The following is a 23,491-nucleotide window of genomic DNA, read 5'->3' as shown; positions in this document are numbered from 1 at the left end:
TCCTAGCTTAGGGCCGCGCATAACAATGTTATGCCCCGGGCCTGAATCTGTTCGCGTGCCTCAAGCGGCAGGCGATCATCGGTAATAAGGGTATGGACGCTGCTCCAGGGCAGCTCCAGGTTGGGTATCTTGCGACCAATCTTGTCTGACTCGACCATTACGATCACTTCACGTGCGACGTCAGCCATGACCCGGCTCAGACCCAACAACTCGTTAAAAGTTGTCGTGCCGCGCTGCAGGTCTATGCCGTCAGCACCGATGAATAGTTGATCGAAGTCGTAGGATCGCAACACCTGTTCGGCAACCTGACCCTGAAAGGACTCAGAGTGCGGGTCCCAGGTGCCCCCGGTCATCAACAGCACCGGCTCGTGTTCAAGTTCACTGAGTGCATTGGCGACATGCAGGGAGTTGGTCATCACCACCAGGCCAGGTTGCAGGCCCAATTGTGGAATCATCGCGGCGGTGGTACTGCCGCTGTCGATGATGATGCGCGCGTGCTCTTTAATCAGGCCAACTGCCGCACGGGCAATAGCTTGCTTATAAAGAGAAACGGGTTGGGGTACATCACTGACCAGTTCTTGCGGCATGGTAATGGCGCCGCCGTAACGACGTAATAAAAGACCATTACTTTCGAGTGCAGCCAAATCCTTGCGAATCGTAACCTCGGAGGTTTCGAAGCGCTTGGCCAGTTCATCCACACTGACTTCGCCTTGCTCGGCAAGCATGGCCAGGATGTTGTGTCTGCGTTGTGGTGTATTGCGTTTGGACATAACGGCTTAAGTTTCGTTTCGAAAGATAACGAAAGCAATGAAACCTTATCTCGAAATCCCCGTCAAGGAAATGTTGCAGGTTATTTTCTGTGAATAACTCGATATCGGCCTGTATTAATGGGCTAAAAACGTGATTTCAACTCGGAAACAATAAAGCCTTATCCACAGGATGCAGATAAGGCTTTAGGTAACTTATTGATTTAAAACAGTTATAGGATGACTTGTTGATAACCACAGATCGCCAGGTTGATCTGTGGATAAGTTAAAATCAAGGCTTTGGCTGCTTTACCGGACGCTTCCAGCCATCAATATTGCGCTGGCGCGCACGTCCCACCGCAAGTTGCTCAGGGGCCACATTCTGGTTGATGGTTGAACCCGCTGCGGTGGTTGCACCGTTGGAGATATCCACAGGCGCAACCAGAGAGTTGTTCGAACCGATGAACACATCCGCACCCAACACGGTTTTCCACTTGTTGGCGCCATCGTAGTTACAGGTGATGGTGCCCGCGCCAATGTTGGTGCGCGGACCCACTTCGGCATCCCCCAGGTATGTCAGATGACCGCACTTGGCACCTTCACCGAGATGGGCATTTTTCAATTCGACAAAGTTACCCACATGAGCACGGGCATCCAGCACGCTACCCGGACGCAAACGTGCGAATGGACCCGCATCGCTGTTCTCACCCATCACGGCACCGTCGATATGACTGTTGGCCTTAACTACAACGCCTTTGCGCAAAGTGCTGTCTTTGATCACGCAGTTAGGACCAATCACCACATCATCTTCAATGACCACACGGCCTTCGAGAATCACGTTGATGTCGATCAGCACATCACGGCCTACAGTCACTTCGCCGCGCACGTCGAAACGAGCCGGGTCACGCAAGGTCACACCCAATGCCATCAGGCGACGACCTTCACGCAGCTGGTAATGACGCTCCAGCTCACTGAGTTGATTGCGGTCGTTGGCGCCCTGCACTTCCATCGGGTCGTGGGCATGTTCGGTAGCCACGACCAAACCATCGTTCACCGCCATCGCAATCACGTCGGTCAGGTAATACTCGCCCTGGACGTTATTGTTCGAGAGGCGGCTCATCCAGTTACCCAGGTGCTGGGTCGGCAGCGCCAAAATTCCGGTATTGCCTTCAGTGATGGCACGCTCAGTTTCGGTCGCATCCTTATGCTCTACGATGGCGCTGACCTTGCCGTTAGCGTCACGCACGATCCGACCATAACCGGTCGGGTCTGCAAGGTTTACGGTCAGCAAGCCCAGTTGCTCAGGGCCGACTTGCTTGAGCAAACGCTGCAAGGTCTCGACTTCAATCAGTGGTACATCCCCATAAAGAATCAGCACATTTTGCGCAGTCAAAAATGGCAGCGCCTGGGCCACGGCATGGCCTGTTCCCAATTGCTTGTCTTGCAGCACAAAGTTCAGATCATCAGCGGCCAGACGCTCGCGGACCAGTTCGGCACCGTGACCGATCACTACGTGGATACCGGTCGGTTTGAGCTGACGAGCGCTGTGGATAACATGGCCGAGCATGGAGTTGCCTGCCACGGGGTGCAAAACCTTGGGCAGGGATGAACGCATGCGGGTGCCCTGACCTGCAGCGAGAATAACGATATCGAGAGACATGACTGGCTACCAATCCTGGGTGGTCAGCGGTTGCGACCAAAAAGTATTTCGCGGAAAAAGAAAAAGGGTAGCCGAGGCTACCCTTTTTAATCAATCACACAATGAAGCAGGAGGCTTAGCCGCCAAACTTTTTGCGGATTTGCTGGACGGTGCGCAGCTGAGCTGCAGCCTCGGCCAGTCGTGCAGCAGCAGATCCGTAATCGAATTCTGCGCCTCTTTCGTTCAGGGCCTTCTCGGCAGCCTTAACGGCTTCCTGAGCGGAGGCTTCATCCAGGTCGGCAGCACGTTGCACAGTGTCGGCAAGAACCTTGACCATGTTCGGCTGAACCTCGAGGTAACCACCGGAGATGTAAAACACCTCGGCTTCCCCACCCAGCTTTATCAGGCGGATCGGACCTGGTTTGAGCTCAGTGATCAGCGGAGCGTGACCCAGGGCGATACCAAGATCACCCAGGCTGCCGTGCGCAATCACCATCTCGACCTGACCGGAAAAGATTTCTCCTTCCGCACTGACGATATCGCAATGGACTGTCATAGCCATCTGCTTGCCTCAACCTGATTAGCGCCCGTTACCGGGCGCCGGGATTACAGTTTTTTGGCTTTCTCGATCGCTTCTTCGATGCCGCCGACCATGTAGAACGCTTGTTCTGGCAGGTGGTCGTAGTCACCGTTGAGGATGCCTTTGAAGCCAGCAATGGTGTCTTTCAGGGAAACGTATTTACCCGAAGCGCCAGTGAAGACTTCAGCCACGAAGAACGGCTGAGACAAGAAACGCTGGATCTTACGAGCGCGAGATACCAACTGCTTGTCGGTTTCCGACAGCTCGTCCATACCCAGGATCGCAATGATGTCCTTCAGTTCTTTGTAACGCTGCAACACGTACTGAACGCCGCGAGCGGTGTCGTAGTGTTCCTGGCCGATTACGTTCGGGTCCAGCTGGCGCGAAGTCGAGTCCAGTGGATCGACCGCTGGGTAGATACCCAGGGAGGCGATGTCACGGGACAATACAACAGTGGCGTCCAAGTGGGCGAAAGTGGTCGCAGGCGACGGGTCAGTCAAGTCATCCGCAGGTACGTATACCGCTTGGATCGAAGTGATCGAACCGTTCTTGGTCGAAGTGATGCGCTCTTGCAGAGTACCCATCTCTTCAGCCAGAGTCGGCTGGTAACCTACTGCCGAAGGCATACGGCCCAGCAGTGCGGATACTTCAGTACCGGCCAAGGTGTAACGGTAGATGTTGTCAACGAACAACAGTACGTCGTTACCTTCGTCACGGAACTTCTCGGCCATGGTCAGGCCAGTCAGTGCTACGCGCAGACGGTTACCCGGCGGCTCGTTCATCTGACCGTAAACCAGTGCTACTTTGTCCAGTACGCTGGAATCCTTCATCTCGTGGTAGAAGTCGTTACCCTCACGGGTACGCTCGCCCACACCAGCAAACACAGAGTAACCGCTGTGTTCCATGGCGATGTTACGGATCAGTTCCATCATGTTTACGGTTTTGCCTACACCGGCACCACCGAACAGACCAACCTTACCGCCTTTTGCAAACGGGCAGATCAGGTCGATAACCTTGATGCCGGTTTCCAGAAGGTCGTTGCCGCCCGCTTGCTCAGCGAAGGACGGTGCAGGGCGGTGAATGCCCCAGCGCTCTTCGGTGTCAATCGGACCAGCTTCGTCGATTGGGTTGCCCAGAACGTCCATGATCCGGCCCAGAGTCGCTTTACCGACTGGAACGGAGATGGCTGCGCCAGTGTCGGTGACTTCCAGACCGCGCTTCAAGCCCTCGGTGGAACCCATCGCAATGGTACGAACCACGCCGTCGCCCAGCTGTTGCTGAACTTCCAGAGTGGTCCCGGCCGCGCTTTGTACTTTCAGCGCGTTGTAGATGCTCGGTACGTTTTCGCGTGGAAATTCCACGTCGATCACGGCGCCGATGATTTGAACGATACGTCCGCTACTCATAGCTGGATCCTCTGAATATTTGAACCGTTAAACCGCGGCAGCGCCGCCGACGATTTCCGAGATCTCTTGGGTGATCGCAGCCTGACGCGCCTTGTTGTAGATCAGCTGCAAATCGCTGATCAAGTCACCGGCGTTATCAGTGGCGTTCTTCATTGCGATCATCCGCGCAGCTTGTTCAGCTGCACTGTTCTCGACCACCGCCTGGTACACCTGCGACTCCACGTAGCGCACCATCAAGCCGTCTAGCAGCTCTTTGGCATCCGGTTCGTAGAGATAGTCCCAGTGGTGCTTGAGTTTTTGATCCGGGGTCGCCACCAGTGGAATCAACTGCTCCACAGTAGGCTGTTGCGTCATGGTGTTGATGAACTTGTTGGATACCACGGACAGGCGGTCAATACGGCCTTCCAGGTAAGCATCCAGCATCACCTTAACGCTGCCGATCAAGTCATTGATCGACGGTTCTTCACCCAGATGGCTGATAGCAGCGACGACGTTACCGCCGAAGTTACGGAAAAATGCCGCACCCTTGCTGCCGACCACGCACAGATCAATCTCGACGCCGTTTTCACGGTTTACCGCCATGTCCTTGACCAAAGCCTTGAACAGGTTGGTATTCAAACCACCGCACAAACCACGGTCACTGCTCACAACCACATAACCCACACGCTTAACTTCGCGGTCGATCATAAATGGGTGGCGGTATTCCGGGTTGGCGTTAGCCAAATGCCCAATAACCTGGCGGATACGCTCCGCATAAGGACGGCTAGCAGCCATGCGCATTTGTGCCTTGCGCATTTTGCTGACCGCCACTTTTTCCATGGCGCTGGTAATCTTTTGCGTGCTTTTGATGCTCGCAATCTTACTGCGAATCTCTTTTGCGCCTGCCATGTAACACCTATCAGGTTAGCAAGCGGGAGCCTTGCGGCTCCCGCTGCGGCTTACCAGGTTTGGGTGGCCTTGAACTTCTCGATACCGGCTTTGATGCCAGAATCGATTTCGTCATTGAAGTCACCTTTAACGTTGATCTTCGCCATAAGCTCGGCGTGATCGCGGTTGAAGTAAGCAATCAGCGCTTGTTCAAAGCTACCGACCTTGGTGATTTCGACGTCAGTCAGGAACCCACGCTCAGCGGCATACAGCGACAGCGCCATGTCAGCGATCGACATTGGTGCGTATTGCTTCTGCTTCATCAGCTCGGTAACGCGCTGACCATGCTCAAGTTGCTTACGGGTCGCTTCGTCCAGGTCAGATGCGAACTGGGCAAATGCTGCCAGTTCACGGTACTGAGCCAGAGCGGTACGGATACCACCGGACAGCTTCTTGATGATCTTGGTCTGAGCGGCACCACCCACACGGGATACCGAAACACCGGCGTTCACTGCAGGACGGATCCCGGAGTTGAACATGGCCGATTCCAGGAAGATCTGACCGTCAGTGATGGAAATCACGTTGGTCGGAACGAACGCGGAAACGTCGCCAGCCTGGGTTTCGATGATCGGCAGTGCGGTCAGGGAACCGGTTTTGCCGGTCACTGCGCCGTTGGTGAACTTCTCTACGTACTCTTCGGAAACGCGGGATGCGCGCTCCAGAAGACGGGAGTGGAGATAGAACACGTCGCCTGGGTAAGCTTCACGGCCTGGTGGACGGCGCAGCAGCAGGGAAATCTGGCGGTAAGCCACTGCTTGCTTGGACAGATCGTCATAAACGATCAGTGCGTCTTCACCGCGGTCGCGGAAGTATTCGCCCATGGTGCAACCGGAGTACGGTGCCAGGAACTGCAGCGCTGCGGATTCGGAAGCACTGGCAGCAACGACGATGGTGTTAGCCAACGCGCCGTTTTCTTCCAGCTTGCGAACCACGTTGGCGATAGTCGATTGCTTCTGACCGATCGCTACGTATACACAGAAAATGCCGCTGTTCTTCTGGTTGATGATCGCGTCGATCGCCAGAGCGGTTTTACCGATCTGACGGTCACCGATGATCAGCTCACGCTGGCCACGGCCGACAGGGATCATGGCATCGACAGCCTTGTAGCCAGTCTGTACAGGCTGGTCTACCGACTTACGCCAGATCACGCCCGGAGCAACTTTCTCGACTGCATCAGTCTCGGTGTTGCCCAGTGGACCTTTGCCATCAACTGGGTTACCCAGTGCGTCGACAACGCGACCCAGCAGTTCCTTACCAACCGGAACTTCCAGGATGCGGCCAGTGCACTTGGCGCTCATGCCTTCAGCCAGAGTCGTGTATGCGCCCAATACTACGGCACCTACAGAGTCTTGCTCCAGGTTGAGAGCCATACCGAAGACGCTGCCCGGAAACTCGATCATCTCGCCGTACATTACGTCGGCCAGACCGTGAATCCGCACAATGCCGTCAGATACGCTGACGACAGTGCCTTCGTTACGGGCTTGGGAGGTCACATCGAGTTTTTCGATGCGGCCCTTGATAATTTCACTTATTTCGGAAGGATTGAGTTGCTGCATTGCTCTGCTGCCCCTTCAAACTCAAGATTTCAATGCTTCGGCAAGGCTTGCGAGTTTTCCGCGAACCGAGCCATCGATAACCAGGTCGCCGGCGCGGATGATGACACCACCTATTAGGCTGGCATCCTCCGCAACTTGCAGGCGCACTTCCCGGTTGAGTCGTGCACTGAGAACCTTGGCGAGTTTGTCTTGCTGTTCTTGGTCCAATGTAAAAGCACTGGTCACTTCTACGTCTACCGACTTCTCTTGTTCAGCCTTGTACAGGTCAAACAGAGCGGCAATCTCCGGCAATAGCGGGAGACGGTCGTTTTCGGCAACGACGTTGATGAAGTTCTGTGCTTCTACAGTGAACTTGTCGCCGCACACGTCAATAAACGTGGCGGCCTTTTCTGCGCTCGTCAGTCGCGGGGCCTTGAGCACGCGCTGCATAGTGTCGTCTTGCGACACTGCTGCAGCCAGGCCGAGCATGGCTGACCAAGAGGCCAGTTGCTGGTGGGCCTGGGCGTGCTCGAAGGCTGCCTTAGCGTAAGGTCGGGCCAACGTGGTCAATTCTGCCATGATCGCCCTCGCTTAAATTTCAGCAGCCAGTTTATTAACCAGCTCCGCGTGCGCGTTTTGATCGATTGTGGCACCCAGGATCTTCTCAGCGCCTTCAACGGCCAGGCTACCCAATTGGGTGCGCAGCGCGTCTTTGACACTGTTGAGTTCCTGCTCGATCTCGGCCTGAGCCTGAGCCTTCACACGGTCAGCTTCAACGCGAGCCTGTTCACGGGCTTCGTCTACGATCTGAGTTCCGCGTTTCTTGGCTTGCTCAATGATTTCAGCTGCTTGAGCCTTAGCTTCGCGCAGTTGTTGACCCGCTTTATCTTGGGCCAACTCCAGGTCGCGAGCTGCTCGGTTAGCAGCGTCCAGTCCAGCCGCAATCTTCTTCTGACGTTCTTGCAATGCCGCGATGACCGGAGGCCACACGAACTTCATGCAAAACAGTACAAAAATGAAGAACGCAACGGACTGGCCAATCAGGGTTGCATTAATGTTCACGCCAACACCTCGCTCGTTCGTTGTCCATCACTCTAATCAACTCGAAAATTCGAGTGATTAGCCAGCGAGTTGACCAACGAAGGGGTTCGCGAAGGTGAAGAACAGTGCGATACCAACACCGATCATGGTCACGGCGTCGAGCAGACCGGCAACGATGAACATTTTAACTTGCAGCATTGGAACCATTTCTGGTTGACGCGCTGCGCCTTCCAGGAACTTGCCACCCAACAGGCCGAAACCAATTGCGGTACCCAGTGCGCCCAGGCCGATCAACAGTGCAACAGCGATAGCGGTTAGACCAACTACAGTTTCCATCTTTCCTCCCGACTTTTACGTCGTATGGTTTAGGTTTTTTAGATTAAAGCGGTAAAACAAAATCATTTTGCGATGCTCTCTCACCCTGAGGTGAGAGGAGCACCAGACTCGCCGAAGCGGATCTTAGTGGTTATCTTCGTGTGCCATCGACAGATAGACGATGGTCAACATCATGAAGATAAACGCTTGCAAGGTGATGATCAGGATGTGGAATACAGCCCACGCCCATTGCAGCACCACGCCCAGACCGCTAAGCCAAAGCAGGCCGCTGCCGAACATTACGGCGATCAGGATAAACACCAGTTCGCCAGCGTACATGTTGCCGAACAGACGCAGAGCCAACGAAATAGGCTTGGCAATCAACGTCACGAATTCGAGCAGGAAGTTCACCGGAATCAGCAGCGCTTGAACAAAAATGTTCTTGCTGCCAAACGGGTGCAGGGTCAGTTCGCCGATAAAGCCGCCGATACCCTTGATTTTGATGCTGTAGAAGATGATCAACGCGAATACCGACAGGGCCATGCCCATGGTCGCGTTTGGATCAGTCGTCGGTACGGCACGGAATGGGAAGTGCTCATCGCCGGTGATCAGGATCGCCAACTGAGGAATCCAGTCAACCGGAACCAGGTCGATGGCGTTCATGAGGAACACCCAAACGAAAATGGTCAGCGCCAGCGGTGCGATAACTGCACTGCGACCGTGGAAACTGTCTTTAACGCTGCCATCAACGAATTCCACCAGTACTTCAACGAAGTTCTGCAGTGCGCCTGGTTGACCGGAAGTTGCCTTCTTGGCCGCCATGCGGAATACGAGGATGAAGACCAGACCAACAAACAGCGACCAGCCGAGAGTATCGACGTGGAACGCCCAAAAACCCATTGATTTAGCTTCTGCAACGGTGTGAGCAAAGCCCCAGCCGCCATCAGGTAGCTGCCCAAAGGTCAGGTTCTGTAAGTGGTGCTGGATATAGCCCGAAGCGGTTGTTTCTGCCATGGTTGCCTCAAACGCCCTAAGGTCTCGAAAGTGTTGTTCTCATTAGCAGGGGAGCGAACCAGCTGACCAGTTGGGTCAACACGAAGACGCCGAATACTGCTAGCGGCGCCAATGGCTTCACACCTGCAAACGTCAGCGCGAACAGCACTGCCGTCAAAATTAACTTGCCCGCCTCGCCGGCGTAAAACGACCGGACGATGGCTTGCGCTGCTCGGGCGCCGGAAAACCGAAAAGCCCTGTGAGCAAAATACACATTGGGTAGCAAAGCTATCAGGCCTCCGCAGAGTCCTGAATATCCGGCGACGACTCCATGCCATTGCCAGAGCCCCAGAGCAGCCAGCAATAAAACGACAAATTGAGCCAGCAAAACCGGAAAAACCGCCAAGCGATGGAACGGCAAGCGGTTTGGCGTGCGGGTTTCCATCACAACTGCTCCTCAAAGGTCGGCTACCAAAAACAAAAAACTTGGCATAATTTGTGCCGACAAAATGCGCGCAGAGTATAGGGGCGCTTAAGCCCCTATTCAACTGTCAGGTAGTGATTTCCGACTGCACGCTACATGGGGAATTGTTTCAGCGGATGTGAGCCAGCACTCCTTGAAGCTCATCCAGAGAATTGTAACCAATCACTAACTGGCCTTTTCCCTTCTTTCCGTGGCGAATCTGCACCGCAGAGCCTAGGCGCTCAGCCAGACGCTGTTCGAGCCTGGCTATGTCCGGATCTGGTTTAACCGGTTCAGCCGGCTCTTGTTTGCCGCTCAACCACTGGCGAACCAGAGCTTCGGTCTGACGTACTGTCAGGCCTCGTGCGACAACGTGTCGCGCCCCTTCAACCTGCTGATTTTCAGGCAAACCGAGCAATGCCCGCGCATGACCCATTTCCAGGTCACCGTGGGACAACATGGTTTTGATGACTTCCGGCAAGGAAATCAATCGCAACAAGTTAGCCACAGACACGCGGGACTTACCCACGGCGTCAGCGACTTGTTGCTGAGTCAGCTGGAACTCTTGCTGCAAGCGCTGCAAGGCGACGGCTTCTTCAATCGGATTGAGATCTTCGCGCTGAATGTTTTCGATCAGCGCCATCGCGATGGCGGTTTCATCCGGCACATCGCGCACCATCGCCGGGATGGTGTCCTTGCCTGCCTGTTGGCTCGCGCGCCAGCGACGTTCACCGGCGATGATCTCAAAACGGTTGCCATCAATCGGGCGAACCACGATTGGCTGCATGACGCCTTGAGTCCTGATCGAGCTGGCCAGCTCTTCAAGCGCCTGAGGATCCATGTCACGACGAGGCTGATACTTGCCGCGCTGGATCAGATCCAGAGGCAAGTGCTGCAGTTCGCTTTGATCAACCTTGACCGCTTGCTCTTCCAGCGAGCTGACCGTTGGACCACTCAGGAGTGCATCCAGTCCGCGTCCGAGACCTCGTTTCTTGACGGCCATAGGATTTCCTTAAGTTGGCTGAGGCGTGCGGGTGGTACGACGTTGACGACGAACCAGCTCGCCCGCCAGGGCAAGGTAAGCAATCGCGCCACGGGAGTTTTTGTCATAGGCCAATGCTGGCATGCCGTAGCTCGGGGCTTCGGCCAGACGAATGTTGCGCGGAATCACCGTGTCGTAGAGCTGCTCGCCGAAGTGTTCCTTGAGCTGAGCCGATACATCGTTCATCAGGCTCAGGCGCGGGTCGTACATGGTCCGCAGCAGGCCTTCGATTTTCAGGTTCGGATTCAGCAGCTCGGCAATGCGCTTGATGTTATCCACAAGGTCGCTCAAGCCTTCGAGTGCGAAGTACTCGCACTGCATGGGGATAATGACCCCATCGGCAGCAACCAGAGCGTTCAGGGTCAGCATCGACAGCGACGGCGGGCAATCGATCAGAATGTAATCGTAGCTCTCGCGAACCGGCGCCAGTGCAGTGCGCAGACGACTTTCTTTCATCTGCATTTCGAGCAATACAACTTCGGCTGCCGTCAGATCACGGTTAGCGGGCAGGAGCTGGTAACCACCGTGTTCGGAGATATGCATGGCCTGAGCCAGGTCGCATTCACCGATCAACAGGTCGTAGACCGAATTCTCGAGACCGTGTTTATCCACACCGCTACCCATGGTCGCGTTGCCTTGCGGATCGAGGTCGATCAGAAGCACGCGGCGCTTGGTCGCGACCAGCGATGCTGCGAGGTTGATACAGGTGGTGGTTTTACCCACACCACCCTTTTGGTTCGCTATTGCGAATACCTTAGCCATTCTTGCTTGCGTTCCCAATCATGCCGTGCGGCGCAGTATCAGCAGATGGCGTTGGCCTTGGCAACCTGGAACGGTCAAGGCGTGTTCGCTATCTAGACGAAAATCAGACGGCAATGCTACCAGCTCATCGGCAGGATGAACGCCCTTCATTGCCAACCAGCGCGTTTCGCTGTTGCCCAGGTGGCGCGTCCAGTTGCTGAAGTTTTCCATGCTGCTGAAAGCCCTGGAAACAATTCCATTGAATGGCAGCTCTGGCTGAAACTCCTCAACGCGACTGTGGATAACTTGCAAGTTATCCAGCTTGAGCTCGAGTTTAACCTGGGTCAGAAAACGGGTTTTCTTGCCGTTGCTGTCCAGACAGGTCACTTGAGACTCGGGAAACAGGATCGCCAGGGGAATCCCCGGCATGCCGCCGCCGCTGCCCACATCCAGCCAACGGCCGTTTTCGATGAAGGGCATCACACTGAGGCTGTCGAGCAAATGGCGTGAAACCATTTCGTCCGGGTTACGCACAGCCGTGAGGTTGTAGGCCTTGTTCCATTTGATCAACAGGGCCAGGTAGCCCAGCAATTGCTGGTGCTGGCTTTCGGTCAGTGCAACGCCCAACTGGCGTGCACCTGTGGATAACTCTTCGGCGTGTTGTGCGGTAACCAGCGAACTCAAGCGTTTTGCTCCAACGTGCGGCCAGCGCCGCGCTTTTTCAGGTGAATCATCAACAGGGAAATCGCCGCCGGCGTGACGCCGGGGATACGCGAAGCCTGACCCAGGGTCTCGGGGCGGGTTGCGCCAAGCTTGCTCTGGATCTCTTTCGACAGCCCGGAGATGTTCGTGTAATCGATATCCACAGGCAGTTTGGTATTTTCACTGGCGCGCAGACGGGCAATTTCGTCTTGTTGACGATCGATATAACCGGCGTACTTGGTTTTGATCTCAACCTGTTCGGCGACCAACGGATCTTCGGCGCCCTGCCCGGTCACTTCAACCAGGCCGACGTAGTCGATTTCAGGACGGGTCAGCAGATTGAGCAAATTGTATTCATGGGTCAGCGGTGTGCCGAATTTGGCAGCAATGGCATCGCCCTGCTCAGTGCCCGGGCGAACCCAGGTACTTTTCAGTCGCTGTTCTTCTTGCGCGATGCTTTCACGCTTGGTGCAGAAAGCAGCCCAACGGGCGTCATCGACCAGGCCCAACTCGCGACCTTTTTCGGTTAAGCGCATGTCAGCGTTGTCTTCGCGCAGGATCAGGCGGTATTCGGCACGGGATGTGAACATCCGATACGGTTCTTGAGTACCCAAGGTAATCAGGTCGTCGACCAATACCCCGATGTACGCCTCATCGCGACGCGGGCACCAGCTTTCCTTGCCCTGTGCGAGCAATGCCGCGTTAGCGCCAGCCAGCAAACCTTGAGCACCGGCTTCTTCGTAACCGGTAGTGCCGTTGATTTGTCCTGCAAAGAACAAACCGCCAATCACTTTGGTTTCGAGGCTGTACTTCAGGTCGCGCGGATCGAAGTAGTCGTATTCGATGGCGTAGCCGGGCCGCACGATGTGGGCGTTTTCCATGCCGCGAATCGATTGCACGATCTGGATTTGCACATCGAACGGCAGGGAGGTGGAGATCCCGTTCGGATACAGCTCGTGTGTGGTCAAACCTTCCGGCTCGATGAAGACCTGATGGCTTTCCTTGTCGGCAAAGCGATGGATTTTGTCTTCGATCGACGGGCAGTAACGCGGGCCAATCCCTTCGATTACACCTGAGTACATCGGTGAGCGATCGAGGTTGGACGCGATGATTTCGTGTGTGCGGGCGTTGGTATGGGTAATCCAGCAACTGACCTGAGCCGGATGCTGTTCTTTGTTGCCCATGAACGACATCACTGGGATCGGTGTATCCCCTGGTTGCTCGGTCATGACCGAGAAATCCACAGAGCGACCATCGATCCGCGGTGGTGTACCGGTTTTCAGGCGACCCACTCGCAGAGGCAGCTCACGCAGACGGTGTGCCAAAGCGATCGAAGGTGGATCACCGGCTCGGCCGCCCGAGTAATTCTGCATCCCGATGTGGATAAGTCCACCGAGGAAGGTGCCTGTGGTCAAAACCACGGCATCCGCCATAAAACGCAGACCCATTTGGGTCACTACGCCACGCACTTGATCCTGTTCAACGATCAGGTCATCCGCTGCCTGTTGAAATATCCACAGGTTGGGCTGGTTTTCCAGCGTTTCGCGTATCGCCGCCTTGTACAGAATCCGGTCGGCCTGTGCACGGGTTGCCCGCACAGCCGGGCCTTTACGCCCATTAAGTACACGGAACTGGATGCCGCCTTTATCGGTAGCCATTGCCATCGCGCCGCCAAGGGCATCGATTTCTTTAACCAGATGGCTTTTACCAATCCCGCCAATCGCAGGATTGCAGCTCATTTGCCCGAGGGTTTCCACGTTGTGGGTCAACAGCAGGGTTTTTACGCCCATGCGTGCTGAAGCAAGTGCAGCCTCGGTTCCGGCGTGACCGCCGCCGATGACGATCACTGCAAAACGGGAAGGGAAATTCACCACGCACCTCGTGCCTGTTACTAGGGGTTTTTTGGATAGACCGCGAAGTATAGGGACTTCGCCCTTCTTAAAGAACCCTTTGCACAAAATTTAACCAGCTGTGGATAAGGGCAAGATAGATAAATAAATAGAGAAGAAATTTATAAAGCTTTGTTTTTATGTTTATTTCTACTGAACCACTTTTCTGTGGATAGATTGCTGCAGGCCATATTTTACATACTGTACAGAGATTCAAAAGTCTGTGGTTATGCACCGATAAGGGGTTGGGATAAGTGCTTTAAGCCTGTGGGTAAAACATATGGTTATCCACAGGGGTGGTTATCTTCAGTTTTCAGGCCTACTTACCCACTGACCTGAGGGCTAGTTATACACAGAGCTTATTCGACGATTTAGAGGGTTTTTGGTCAATAAACAGGCAGCCGAAAACCGCTTGAATGGTCAATCCATCAAGCGGTTGGACGATCGGTCAGTGATTAAAGTGATAAACGGTACAAGCCAGCGCCGTTATTGAAGCGTAATCAGCCAGCCTGTGGGTGATGCCTCAAGTCTGTGGGTAACTCCAATTGCAGTCAGGAACACCTCATCGTGGGAGGTGACAACCAGAGTTCCCGAGTACTGTTTGAGCATGCTCTCCAGCGCCTGAACCGAAGGCAGATCCAGGTGATTGGCGGGTTCATCGAGTAACAACAGCTGTGGCGGGGACGCGGCATAAAACACACATGCCATCGCGGCTTTAAGGCGTTCACCGCCACTCAGCCGGTTACATGGCAGGTTGATTCGATCCGCATTGAGGCCCAATTGCGCCAGCCGAGTGCGTAATTCTCCTTCATTGAGCTGCCGATTGAGGGACTGCAACTGCTCAAGAACTGATCGTTCGGGCTTTAACAGTCCCAGGTGCTGGTCGAGATAAGCGGTTGTTACGAAGGTCCGGGCCTGACCTGAAACAACCGGAAGCTGACCGGCCAGTACCTTGAGCAAGGTCGACTTGCCGCACCCGTTCGGCCCCACCAGGGCAATACGCTGGCCACGAGTCAGCGTGAGATTGATCGAGCGTAAATGCTCAGCTCCCTGTGGCAGACGAGCATCGATCAACTCAGCGATTTGCACCGGTGCGCTTTGGCAAGCTTGAGGCGGGTAGACAAAGATGGCCTGTTGCTCTTCTACCTGACTCGCGGCCTGGCGCACTTGAGCAGACAATTGTTCCCGTGCCGCGTCCTGTTGTACCCGCAGTTTGCCGCTGCTCGCCTGGCTGCGTTCCTTTTGCCGGCCCAGCAAAACTTTGGCCTGATTAGCATCACTGGCCTGTTTATGGCCGCGGGATTGACTGCGTTCCAGACGCTCTTTTTGTTCACGCAGGGCCTGTTCCTGTCGCTTGCGTTCAAGCTTGGCTGACGCCAGTTGTAGCTGCGCCGCTCGAAGTTGCTCGGCTTTTGCCTGTGTATAAAACGAAAAACCACCGCCATAACGGGTGAGCCCCATGGAAGACAACTCAACAATAACCTCCATGTGCTCCAACACATCGCGATCGTGGCTGATCACCAGCAAGCCGTTGGGCCAGTTCAGCAACTGCTCATGGAGCGCACGACGGTGCTGGTGATCCAGATGATTAGTGGGTTCATCCAGTATCAACAGGTCGGCTTGAGACAATAAAGCGCCCATCAGGGCCACGCGCATGGCTTCGCCCCCACTGAGTGCTGAAGCAGGGGTTGAGGGCGTCAGGTGTGCAAGATTGTTTTGGGCCAGCTGGTCGAGCAGTTGCTGACGGATGCCCCAGCGCTCGCCGATGCAATCGAAGTCCGCTTGCTCAGTGCTGCCCTGCTCTATTCGCTCAAGGGCGCTGATAACGGGCCGTACACCGGCAAGGTCGGCAACGGTATGACCGGGTTCGGGGCTAACGTGCTGAGCCAGGTAATACACGGTGCCACTACGTGTGCAACGGCCTGTGGAGGAGGAGATATGCCCAGCGATCAGGCGTGCCAACAGGCTTTTGCCCACACCATTACGCCCCACCAGACCTGTACGGCGATGGTCGATATGCAGATCAAGGTTTGTGAACAGGGAACTGCCGTCGGGCAGGTGATAAGAAACGCTTTCCAGCGTTACACAGGTAACGAGAGCCATACGCACTCCAGAGATGCACAGATCTACCCCCTGTTGCAGGGGAGTCAAGAACTGGCCGCAAGCATCGCGGCGGCATCAATGGCGCATTGGACTAACACCTCGGTGGAATGTGGATAACTGTAGCAGTGTGACACGTTGTAGTCGCTGCCGAGGAACGAAGACTGCGATAGCCTGAAAACCGCTCGCAGCCTTCGTTCCTCGGCAGCGACTACAGTAGTGTTCTGTTACTTGCCTATACAGAAGCTGGAGAAAATCCGTCCCAACAAGTCGTCCGAGCTGAAGGCTCCAGTTATCTCGCCCAGCGAATGCTGCGCCTGGCGCAAATCCTCAGCCAGCAACTCCCCTGCGCCCGCCAGGGTCAGTTGCGCCCTGCCGTGTTCAAGTGCCTTGCTTGCGTGCTGCAACGCTTCCAGGTGCCGACGACGTGCGCTGAAGCTGCTTTCAGACGTTTGCTCGTAGCCCATGCAGGCTTTGAGGTGTTCACGCAGCAAGTCCAGACCTTCCGTTGATCGCGCACTTAGGCTGATCGTAACGTGGCCATCGTCACACACCTGCAGCGCAACGTTTTCGCCGCTCAGGTCTGCCTTGTTACGGATCAAGGTCACTTTCGCCGGATCTGGACGCTGTTCAAGAAACTCTGGCCATAGCGCAAACGGGTCGTCCGCTTCCGGTGCAGTGGCATCGACCACCAACAGCACCCGATCAGCTTCGCCAATGGCCTTGAGTGCCCGTTGCACACCGATTTTCTCCACTTGGTCGTCTGTGTCTCGCAGACCTGCAGTGTCGACCACATGCAGCGGCATGCCATCGATGTGGATATGTTCACGCAACACGTCCCGGGTGGTACCGGCAATCTCGGTCACGATGGCCGCTTCACGCCCGGCCAGGGCATTGAGCAAGCTCGACTTGCCGGCGTTGGGACGGCCCGCAATAACCACGGTCATGCCATCGCGCAGCAAGGCGCCTTGTCCGGCCTCCCGTTGAACGGTGGATAACTCTTCGCGAACCTTATCCAGCATTCCAAGTACATGGCCATCAGCCAAAAAGTCGATTTCTTCTTCCGGGAAATCAATCGCCGCTTCGACATAGATACGCAAACCGATCAATTGCTCGGTCAAGTTATGCACACGCTGTGAGAAAGCGCCCTGCAAGGAACGCAATGCGTTACGTGCAGCCTGTGCAGAACTTGCCTCGATCAAGTCGGCAATTGCTTCGGCCTGGGCAAGGTCGAGTTTGTCATTCAGAAACGCCCGCTCGCTGAATTCCCCCGGACGAGCCAGACGGCACCCCAGTTGAATGCAGCGCTGCAACAACATATCCAGAACAATCGGGCCGCCATGGCCTTGCAATTCCAGCACGTCTTCGCCGGTAAACGAGTTGGGCCCCGGGAAATACAGCGCAATGCCTTCATCCAGCACTTCACGGTTTTCGCCGTAAAACGGGCCGTAATGGGCGTAGCGAGGTTTCAGTTCACGTTCACTGAACGCTTTCGCCGCAACACTGGCGAGCGGGCCGGAAATACGCACGATTCCCACACCACCTCGGCCCTGGGCGGTCGCTACTGCGGCAATGGTTTCAGCCGGAACACTCATAATACAGGCCTCAAAACTAAAGTAACGGATAGCAAAACGCCCCACTAGGGGGCGTTTTGAGTGGTGCTCACCAGAGTAAGTTACTCGGCTGCTTTTTTGGTAGCAGCTTCAACTTTACGGGTGATGTACCACTGTTGAGCGATGGACAGGCAGTTGTTCACAACCCAGTACAGCACCAGACCAGCAGGGAACCACAGGAAGAAGAAGGTGAAGATGATAGGCATCAGCTTCATCACCTTGGCCTGCATCGGATCCGGCGGAGTCGGGTTCAGACGCTGCTGGATGAACATGGTTGCGCCCATGATGATCGGCAGAATGAAGAACGGGTCCTTGATCGACAGATCGGTAATCCAGAGCATGAACGGCGCCTGGCGCATTTCAACACTTTCCAGAAGTACCCAGTACAAGGACAGGAAGACCGGCATCTGCACCAGAATCGGCAAGCAGCCGCCCAGTGGATTGATCTTCTCTTTCTTGTACAGCTCCATCATCGCTTGCGACATTTTCTGGCGGTCATCACCAAACTGCTCTTTCAGAGCAGCCAGTTTTGGTGCCACGGCGCGCATACGAGCCATCGACTTGTAGCTGGCGGCCGACAGAGGGAAGAAGATCCCTTTGATCAGCATGGTCAGGAAGATGATCGACCAACCCCAGTTACCGACCAGGCTGTGGATATGTTGCAGCAGCCAGAAAATAGGCTGGGCAATGAACCACAGAATGCCGTAGTCGACGGTCAGTTCCAGACCTGGGGATAACTCTTTGAGCACACCCTGGCTTTTTGGACCGGCGTACAACGTAGCACTGGTTTCAGCAGTTTTGCCCGGCTCAACGGTCAAGGTTGGGCCAGTAAAACCGATGATGTAGTTGCCCTGGTTGTCTTTGCGGGTCTGAACGACGTTGTTATCGCCTTTCTGAGGAATCCACGCGGTCACAAAGTAGTGTTGCAACCAGGCAACCCAGCCACCTTGAACTGTTTCTTTCAACTGAGCCTTGTCGATATCTTTCATCGACACTTTTTTGTACGGCTCTGCACTTGTCCACAGGGCAGCGCCCAAGTAGGTGGCAGTACCGGTGGCGGTGCTGGAAGAAGGATCGGAGCTGGCGTCACGCTTCAATTGCGCGAACAGGTTGCCGCTCCACGGCTTGCTGCTCTCGTTATCAATCAAATAGCTGACTTGTACATCGTACAAACCACGCTTGAGCGTGAAACGCTTGATGTAATTGATGCCGTTTTCGCTGAACTTCAGATCAACAACCAGTTGATCCTGGCCTGGGGCCAGTTCGAAAGTCTTTTTCTCAGCGCTGAAAACAGGACGACCTGACGGACGGGCGTCCGGGCCATCAACGCCTGTCAGGCCACTTTGTGCCAGATAGGTGCGTTCGTTGCCGTTATCGAACAACTGGAAAGGAACATCCGGGTGATCCTGGCGACGTGGATAAAGCGGCAGACGCAACTGGGCAATATCACCACCCTGTGGATCGATCGCGATGTCCAAAACATCCGTTTTTACGTGGATGAGGTCTTTGCTTGCAGCCACCGGAGTTTCAGTCGGTGTGCTGGTATCTGTATTGGCGCTGGGTACATCGGCACTGTTTGAAGCGTTGTTACCTGAAACCGTGTCGGGCAAAGCCGGCGCGGTGGTGCTGCTGGCGGCAACATTCTGAGTCGGCAGGGCAGCTTGGCCGTAATCCTGGTTCCATTTCAGAACCATAACGTAGGACACGACTGCTAGAGCGACGATCAGGATCGTGCGTTTAATATCCATGATTACTCGGCCATCAAGAAGAACGGGAGGTAGGGATAGGCGGAACCGGGTCGTAACCACCGGGATTCCACGGGTGACAGCGACCTAAACGACGAAAGGTCAGCCAGCCGCCGCGCAGAAGGCCATGATTTTCAATGGCTTCCAACGCGTAGCAGGAACAACTGGGGTAGAAACGGCAGTGGCTGGCCATCAAAGGACTAATGGCATAGCGATAAAACTGGATCGGAACGAGCGCCAGTTTACGCATCAGGACTGCCTACCCCTACAGTTTCGGTTTTAACTGCTGGAACTGGCGTGTTACGGGCCAGACGCTTCCAGAGTTTGCCGAAATGCTGAATCAATTCGGGGTTCTCTACGTCACCCAAACCTTTGCGCGCGACGATAACGATATCCCAACCAACCAGTAAATCCTGGTGGAGACGAAACGATTCACGCATCAAACGCTTAAGGCGATTGCGCTCAACGGAGAGCTTTACGCTCTTTTTCCCGATTACTAACCCCAGGCGGGGGTGATCAAGATCGTTGCTACGCGCAAGGAGCAGGAGGTTTTTCCCCGGAACCTTGCCGGTGGGGGAGTCAAAGACTGCCTTGAAGTGTCGGGGAGTGAGTAACCGCTTTTCCCGACTGAAGTCCTGACTCACCACCATTGTCTGATTATCAAACTGCCAGACGTGCGCGGCCTTTGGCGCGGCGACGCGACAGGACTGCACGGCCGTTTTTAGTAGCCATGCGTGCACGGAAACCGTGAGTGCGGGCGCGTTTGATAGTGCTTGGTTGGAAAGTACGTTTCATGTCGTGCTACCTGGTTCGTCCACAACGGGCCGGAATGGCCCCCGTTTTAAGAGACCGGCGATTCTAGAGAAAGCAAGCCAATAGGTCAATTTCCAACCAGCGTTTACCGGTAAATAGATGTTTGGCGTTATGCACAAGCCTTTAGCCTGCCAACTATAGAAATAAAAAAATGAAGTATTTAAAGCTCTTTTAAAGATGTAACTACTCTTATAGGAGACATTTTCTGTGGATAACTTAATGCAGCCCTTGTAGATCAAGGCTTTCAGCGATCAGAAAGGTTGTCCAAAAACCGTGCTCTGCCTGTGCTGCACCCGCGGATAAGCTGTGCATTAAAGGCCTGTTTATCCACAGGCCAGTTATGCACAGAGTTTCGACCCCACTTGTGCAACGGGCTTAGGCCCGCTTATCCACAGACCTTATGCACATACCATTTGTCGCTTTGTTCACAGCGAAAAGCCCGATCTCTCCTTATATGCAGCTCACCTACATGTGGATAAGTGGGGCGGTGGTCGCTACAATGGCGCCTGTTTTTGCCTCACCGGCTTTCAACTTAGGGGATATCCGTGTCAGTGGAACTTTGGCAGCAGTGCGTGGAGCTTTTGCGCGATGAGCTGCCTGCCCAGCAATTCAACACCTGGATCCGTCCACTACAGGTCGAAGCCGAAGGCGACGAGTTGCGTGTGTATGCACCCAACCGATTCGTTCTCGACTGGGTCAACGAAAAGTACCTGAGCCGCTTGCTTGAACTGTTGAACGAGCACAGCAATGGCATGGCGCCTTCGTTGTCCTTGTTAATAGGCAGCAAACGCAGCTCGGCGCCTCGTGCTGCCCCCAATGCGCCATTGGCTGCAGCGGCATCTCATGCCCCGGCGCCCAGCGCACCTGCCAATACAGCTGCACCTGCCCCAGCCCCAGCGCCAAAACAGTCCGGGCATGCCAGCGAAGAGCCTTCGCGTGCCAGCTTCGACCCAATGGCCGGGGCCAGCTCGCAGCAAGCGCCAGTGCGCGCCGAGCAGCGCACCGTTCAAGTCGAGGGTGCGCTCAAGCACACCAGCTACCTGAACCGTACCTTTACCTTCGAAAACTTCGTTGAGGGCAAGTCGAACCAACTGGCTCGCGCTGCGGCGTGGCAAGTGGCGGATAACCCAAAGCACGGTTACAACCCGCTCTTCCTTTATGGCGGCGTTGGTCTGGGTAAAACTCACTTGATGCACGCGGTGGGCAACCACCTGTTAAAGAAGAACCCGAATGCCAAGGTCGTGTACCTGCATTCCGAGCGTTTTGTAGCTGACATGGTTAAAGCCTTGCAGCTCAACGCCATCAACGAGTTCAAGCGCTTCTATCGCTCGGTAGATGCCTTGCTTATCGATGACATTCAATTCTTTGCGCGCAAGGAGCGGTCCCAGGAAGAGTTCTTCCACACCTTCAACGCCCTGCTTGAAGGTGGTCAGCAAGTGATTCTGACCAGTGACCGCTACCCCAAGGAAATCGAAGGCCTTGAAGAACGTCTCAAGTCCCGCTTCGGTTGGGGTTTGACGGTAGCCGTCGAGCCACCAGAGCTTGAGACCCGTGTTGCGATCCTGATGAAGAAGGCCGACCAGGCCAAGGTCGATCTGCCTCACGATGCCGCGTTCTTTATTGCTCAGCGCATTCGCTCAAACGTGCGAGAACTCGAAGGTGCGCTTAAGCGCGTTATCGCTCACTCGCACTTTATGGGTCGCGACATCACCATCGAATTGATCCGCGAATCGCTCAAAGACTTGCTGGCGCTACAAGACAAGCTCGTCTCTGTGGATAACATCCAGCGCACAGTGGCTGAGTACTACAAGATCAAGATCTCGGACCTGCTGTCCAAGCGTCGCTCGCGCTCGGTTGCGCGACCACGCCAGGTGGCGATGGCATTGTCCAAAGAACTGACCAATCACAGCCTGCCGGAAATCGGCGATGTGTTTGGCGGTCGCGATCACACCACGGTCTTGCACGCATGCCGCAAGATCAACGAACTTAAGGAATCCGACGCGGACATCCGCGAGGACTACAAGAACCTGCTGCGTACACTGACAACCTGATGACACCAGCGCAGCTTAATAAGGCAAGGGACTAGACCATGCATTTCACCATTCAACGCGAAGCCCTGTTGAAACCCCTGCAACTGGTCGCAGGCGTCGTTGAACGCCGCCAGACCTTGCCGGTATTGTCCAACGTGCTGTTGGTTGTCGAAGGCCAGCAACTGTCGCTGACCGGTACCGACCTTGAAGTCGAACTGGTTGGTCGAGTGCAACTTGAAGAGCCGGCCGAACCAGGCGAAATCACCGTGCCTGCGCGCAAGCTGATGGATATCTGCAAAAGCCTGCCCAACGATGCATTGATCGACATCAAACTCGATGACAACAAGCTGGTGGTCAAGGCAGGCCGTAGCCGTTTTACCCTGTCCACCTTGCCAGCCAACGATTTCCCGTCGGTTGAAGAAGGCCCGGGCTCGCTGACGTGCAGCTTGCAGCAGAGCAAACTGCGGCGCCTGATCGAACGTACCAGCTTTGCCATGGCGCAGCAGGATGTTCGTTACTACCTCAACGGCATGCTGCTGGAAGTGTCGGCCGGCATCATCCGCGCGGTGGCAACCGACGGTCACCGTCTGGCCATGTGCTCGATGAAAGCTGATATCGGCCAGCCAGACCGTCATCAAGTGATTGTGCCGCGCAAGGGTATTCTTGAACTGGCGCGCTTGCTGACCGAGCCGGACGGCGAAGTGAGCATCGTTCTGGGGGCACACCACATCCGTGCCACTACCGGCGAGTTCACCTTCACCTCCAAGCTGGTTGACGGCAAGTTCCCCGACTACGAGCGTGTGCTGCCTAAAGGTGGTGACAAGGTTGTTATCGGTGACCGTCAGGCACTGCGTGAAGCGTTCAGCCGGACCGCGATTCTGTCCAACGAAAAGTACCGTGGTATCCGTCTGCAATTGGCCAATGGTCAACTGAAAATCCAGGCCAACAACCCGGAACAGGAAGAAGCAGAAGAGGAAGTAGGCGTCGAGTACAACGGCGGCTCGCTGGAAATTGGCTTCAACGTGAGCTACCTGCTGGATGTGCTGGGTGTGATGACCACTGAGCAAGTGCGTCTGATCCTGTCGGACTCCAACAGCAGCGCCCTGGTGCAGGAGTCGGACAACGACGATTCGGCCTACGTTGTTATGCCGATGCGCCTGTAACCATGCAC

At 55.2% G+C, this 23,491-nt stretch carries 23 protein-coding genes; 2 read left to right on the top strand and 21 right to left on the bottom strand.

The window, feature by feature from the left end; translation table 11 throughout:
- Positions 1–2: 2 nt before the first annotated feature.
- The 21 genes from TU76_RS21100 to rpmH form a co-directional block, all read right to left on the bottom strand.
- A complete protein-coding gene (locus TU76_RS21100) occupies positions 3–770 on the bottom strand; it encodes a DeoR/GlpR family DNA-binding transcription regulator (protein WP_019828670.1) in 768 nt (255 codons plus the stop codon).
- Between the two features lie 268 nt (positions 771–1,038).
- Complete coding sequence (gene glmU, locus TU76_RS21095; RefSeq protein WP_048352450.1) at positions 1,039–2,406, bottom strand: bifunctional UDP-N-acetylglucosamine diphosphorylase/glucosamine-1-phosphate N-acetyltransferase GlmU; 1,368 nt, start codon at positions 2,404–2,406, stop codon at positions 1,039–1,041.
- A 115-nt stretch (positions 2,407–2,521) separates the two neighbouring features.
- A complete protein-coding gene (locus TU76_RS21090) occupies positions 2,522–2,947 on the bottom strand; it encodes a F0F1 ATP synthase subunit epsilon (protein WP_019828668.1) in 426 nt (141 codons plus the stop codon).
- A gap of 44 nt (positions 2,948–2,991) precedes the next feature.
- Positions 2,992–4,371: a F0F1 ATP synthase subunit beta gene (atpD, locus tag TU76_RS21085; RefSeq protein WP_019828667.1), complete on the bottom strand. Its 1,380-nt coding sequence runs from the start codon at positions 4,369–4,371 to the stop codon at positions 2,992–2,994.
- A 27-nt stretch (positions 4,372–4,398) separates the two neighbouring features.
- A complete protein-coding gene (gene atpG / locus TU76_RS21080; RefSeq protein ID WP_019828666.1) occupies positions 4,399–5,259 on the bottom strand; it encodes a F0F1 ATP synthase subunit gamma in 861 nt (286 codons plus the stop codon).
- 50 nt (positions 5,260–5,309) lie between these two features.
- On the bottom strand, positions 5,310–6,854 hold the full coding sequence (atpA, locus tag TU76_RS21075; RefSeq protein ID WP_019828665.1) for a F0F1 ATP synthase subunit alpha: 1,545 nt from the start codon (positions 6,852–6,854) through the stop codon (positions 5,310–5,312).
- Positions 6,855–6,875: 21 nt separating this feature from the next.
- Positions 6,876–7,412: a F0F1 ATP synthase subunit delta gene (locus tag TU76_RS21070; protein WP_046809499.1), complete on the bottom strand. Its 537-nt coding sequence runs from the start codon at positions 7,410–7,412 to the stop codon at positions 6,876–6,878.
- 12 nt (positions 7,413–7,424) lie between these two features.
- Positions 7,425–7,895: a F0F1 ATP synthase subunit B gene (locus TU76_RS21065; RefSeq protein WP_019828663.1), complete on the bottom strand. Its 471-nt coding sequence runs from the start codon at positions 7,893–7,895 to the stop codon at positions 7,425–7,427.
- 57 nt (positions 7,896–7,952) lie between these two features.
- Entirely contained in the window at positions 7,953–8,210 is a 258-nt protein-coding gene (atpE, locus tag TU76_RS21060) for a F0F1 ATP synthase subunit C (RefSeq protein WP_002555987.1), read from the bottom strand.
- Positions 8,211–8,333: 123 nt separating this feature from the next.
- A complete protein-coding gene (atpB, locus tag TU76_RS21055) occupies positions 8,334–9,203 on the bottom strand; it encodes a F0F1 ATP synthase subunit A (protein ID WP_019828662.1) in 870 nt (289 codons plus the stop codon).
- Positions 9,204–9,219: 16 nt separating this feature from the next.
- Entirely contained in the window at positions 9,220–9,627 is a 408-nt protein-coding gene (locus TU76_RS21050) for a F0F1 ATP synthase subunit I (protein ID WP_003437994.1), read from the bottom strand.
- A 148-nt stretch (positions 9,628–9,775) separates the two neighbouring features.
- Positions 9,776–10,648 (bottom strand): ParB/RepB/Spo0J family partition protein, encoded by an 873-nt coding sequence (locus TU76_RS21045; RefSeq protein ID WP_019828659.1) that lies wholly within the window; start codon positions 10,646–10,648, stop codon positions 9,776–9,778.
- Positions 10,649–10,657: 9 nt separating this feature from the next.
- A complete protein-coding gene (locus tag TU76_RS21040; RefSeq protein WP_046809500.1) occupies positions 10,658–11,449 on the bottom strand; it encodes a ParA family protein in 792 nt (263 codons plus the stop codon).
- Between the two features lie 18 nt (positions 11,450–11,467).
- Positions 11,468–12,112 (bottom strand): 16S rRNA (guanine(527)-N(7))-methyltransferase RsmG, encoded by a 645-nt coding sequence (rsmG, locus tag TU76_RS21035; protein WP_046809501.1) that lies wholly within the window; start codon positions 12,110–12,112, stop codon positions 11,468–11,470.
- Positions 12,109–14,001: a tRNA uridine-5-carboxymethylaminomethyl(34) synthesis enzyme MnmG gene (gene mnmG, locus TU76_RS21030; protein WP_019828655.1), complete on the bottom strand. Its 1,893-nt coding sequence runs from the start codon at positions 13,999–14,001 to the stop codon at positions 12,109–12,111. Before mnmG ends, rsmG begins: the two co-directional genes overlap by 4 nt.
- A 504-nt stretch (positions 14,002–14,505) precedes the next feature.
- Entirely contained in the window at positions 14,506–16,122 is a 1,617-nt protein-coding gene (locus tag TU76_RS21025) for an ABC-F family ATP-binding cassette domain-containing protein (RefSeq protein WP_048352449.1), read from the bottom strand.
- Between the two features lie 224 nt (positions 16,123–16,346).
- A complete protein-coding gene (gene mnmE, locus TU76_RS21020) occupies positions 16,347–17,714 on the bottom strand; it encodes a tRNA uridine-5-carboxymethylaminomethyl(34) synthesis GTPase MnmE (protein ID WP_019828652.1) in 1,368 nt (455 codons plus the stop codon).
- Between the two features lie 80 nt (positions 17,715–17,794).
- Positions 17,795–19,480, bottom strand: a complete 1,686-nt coding sequence (yidC, locus tag TU76_RS21015; RefSeq protein ID WP_019828650.1) for a membrane protein insertase YidC — start codon at positions 19,478–19,480, stop codon at positions 17,795–17,797.
- A gap of 13 nt (positions 19,481–19,493) precedes the next feature.
- Entirely contained in the window at positions 19,494–19,727 is a 234-nt protein-coding gene (gene yidD, locus TU76_RS21010) for a membrane protein insertion efficiency factor YidD (RefSeq protein WP_019828647.1), read from the bottom strand.
- Positions 19,720–20,121, bottom strand: coding sequence for a ribonuclease P protein component (gene rnpA, locus TU76_RS21005; protein WP_019828646.1), 402 nt, complete (start codon positions 20,119–20,121; stop codon positions 19,720–19,722). The genes yidD and rnpA overlap by 8 nt, the downstream gene beginning before the upstream one ends.
- 16 nt (positions 20,122–20,137) lie before the next feature.
- On the bottom strand, positions 20,138–20,272 hold the full coding sequence (gene rpmH / locus TU76_RS24945) for a 50S ribosomal protein L34 (protein ID WP_003213577.1): 135 nt from the start codon (positions 20,270–20,272) through the stop codon (positions 20,138–20,140).
- 563 nt (positions 20,273–20,835) lie between these two features.
- Between rpmH and dnaA the strand changes: the two genes are divergently transcribed.
- The gene (gene dnaA / locus TU76_RS21000) at positions 20,836–22,341 is read left to right on the top strand and encodes a chromosomal replication initiator protein DnaA (protein ID WP_046809504.1); all 1,506 of its coding nucleotides are present in this window, start codon (positions 20,836–20,838) and stop codon (positions 22,339–22,341) included.
- A 38-nt stretch (positions 22,342–22,379) separates the two neighbouring features.
- Positions 22,380–23,483, top strand: a complete 1,104-nt coding sequence (gene dnaN / locus TU76_RS20995) for a DNA polymerase III subunit beta (protein ID WP_019828643.1) — start codon at positions 22,380–22,382, stop codon at positions 23,481–23,483.
- Positions 23,484–23,491 lie beyond the last annotated feature (8 nt).

The organism is Pseudomonas psychrophila (genome assembly GCF_001043005.1).
Classification (GTDB): Bacteria; Pseudomonadota; Gammaproteobacteria; order Pseudomonadales; family Pseudomonadaceae; genus Aquipseudomonas; species Aquipseudomonas psychrophila.
Note: the sequence above shows the minus strand (reverse complement) of the source record. Positions and strands in the feature narration are given on the sequence as shown.

Bases quoted from the DNA above. Each gene is read 5' to 3' on its own strand.
- TU76_RS21100 (WP_019828670.1), bottom strand. From the start codon at position 770: ATGTCCAAACGCAATACACCACAACGCAGACACAACATCCTGGCCATG.
- glmU (WP_048352450.1), bottom strand. From the start codon at position 2,406: ATGTCTCTCGATATCGTTATTCTCGCTGCAGGTCAGGGCACCCGCATG.
- TU76_RS21090 (WP_019828668.1), bottom strand. From the start codon at position 2,947: ATGGCTATGACAGTCCATTGCGATATCGTCAGTGCGGAAGGAGAAATC.
- atpD (WP_019828667.1), bottom strand. From the start codon at position 4,371: ATGAGTAGCGGACGTATCGTTCAAATCATCGGCGCCGTGATCGACGTG.
- atpG (WP_019828666.1), bottom strand. From the start codon at position 5,259: ATGGCAGGCGCAAAAGAGATTCGCAGTAAGATTGCGAGCATCAAAAGC.
- atpA (WP_019828665.1), bottom strand. From the start codon at position 6,854: ATGCAGCAACTCAATCCTTCCGAAATAAGTGAAATTATCAAGGGCCGC.
- TU76_RS21070 (WP_046809499.1), bottom strand. From the start codon at position 7,412: ATGGCAGAATTGACCACGTTGGCCCGACCTTACGCTAAGGCAGCCTTC.
- atpE (WP_002555987.1), bottom strand. From the start codon at position 8,210: ATGGAAACTGTAGTTGGTCTAACCGCTATCGCTGTTGCACTGTTGATC.
- atpB (WP_019828662.1), bottom strand. From the start codon at position 9,203: ATGGCAGAAACAACCGCTTCGGGCTATATCCAGCACCACTTACAGAAC.
- TU76_RS21050 (WP_003437994.1), bottom strand. From the start codon at position 9,627: ATGGAAACCCGCACGCCAAACCGCTTGCCGTTCCATCGCTTGGCGGTT.
- TU76_RS21045 (WP_019828659.1), bottom strand. From the start codon at position 10,648: ATGGCCGTCAAGAAACGAGGTCTCGGACGCGGACTGGATGCACTCCTG.
- TU76_RS21040 (WP_046809500.1), bottom strand. From the start codon at position 11,449: ATGGCTAAGGTATTCGCAATAGCGAACCAAAAGGGTGGTGTGGGTAAA.
- TU76_RS21025 (WP_048352449.1), bottom strand. From the start codon at position 16,122: ATGGCTCTCGTTACCTGTGTAACGCTGGAAAGCGTTTCTTATCACCTG.
- mnmE (WP_019828652.1), bottom strand. From the start codon at position 17,714: ATGAGTGTTCCGGCTGAAACCATTGCCGCAGTAGCGACCGCCCAGGGC.
- yidC (WP_019828650.1), bottom strand. From the start codon at position 19,480: ATGGATATTAAACGCACGATCCTGATCGTCGCTCTAGCAGTCGTGTCC.
- yidD (WP_019828647.1), bottom strand. From the start codon at position 19,727: ATGCGTAAACTGGCGCTCGTTCCGATCCAGTTTTATCGCTATGCCATT.
- rpmH (WP_003213577.1), bottom strand. From the start codon at position 20,272: ATGAAACGTACTTTCCAACCAAGCACTATCAAACGCGCCCGCACTCAC.
- dnaN (WP_019828643.1), top strand. From the start codon at position 22,380: ATGCATTTCACCATTCAACGCGAAGCCCTGTTGAAACCCCTGCAACTG.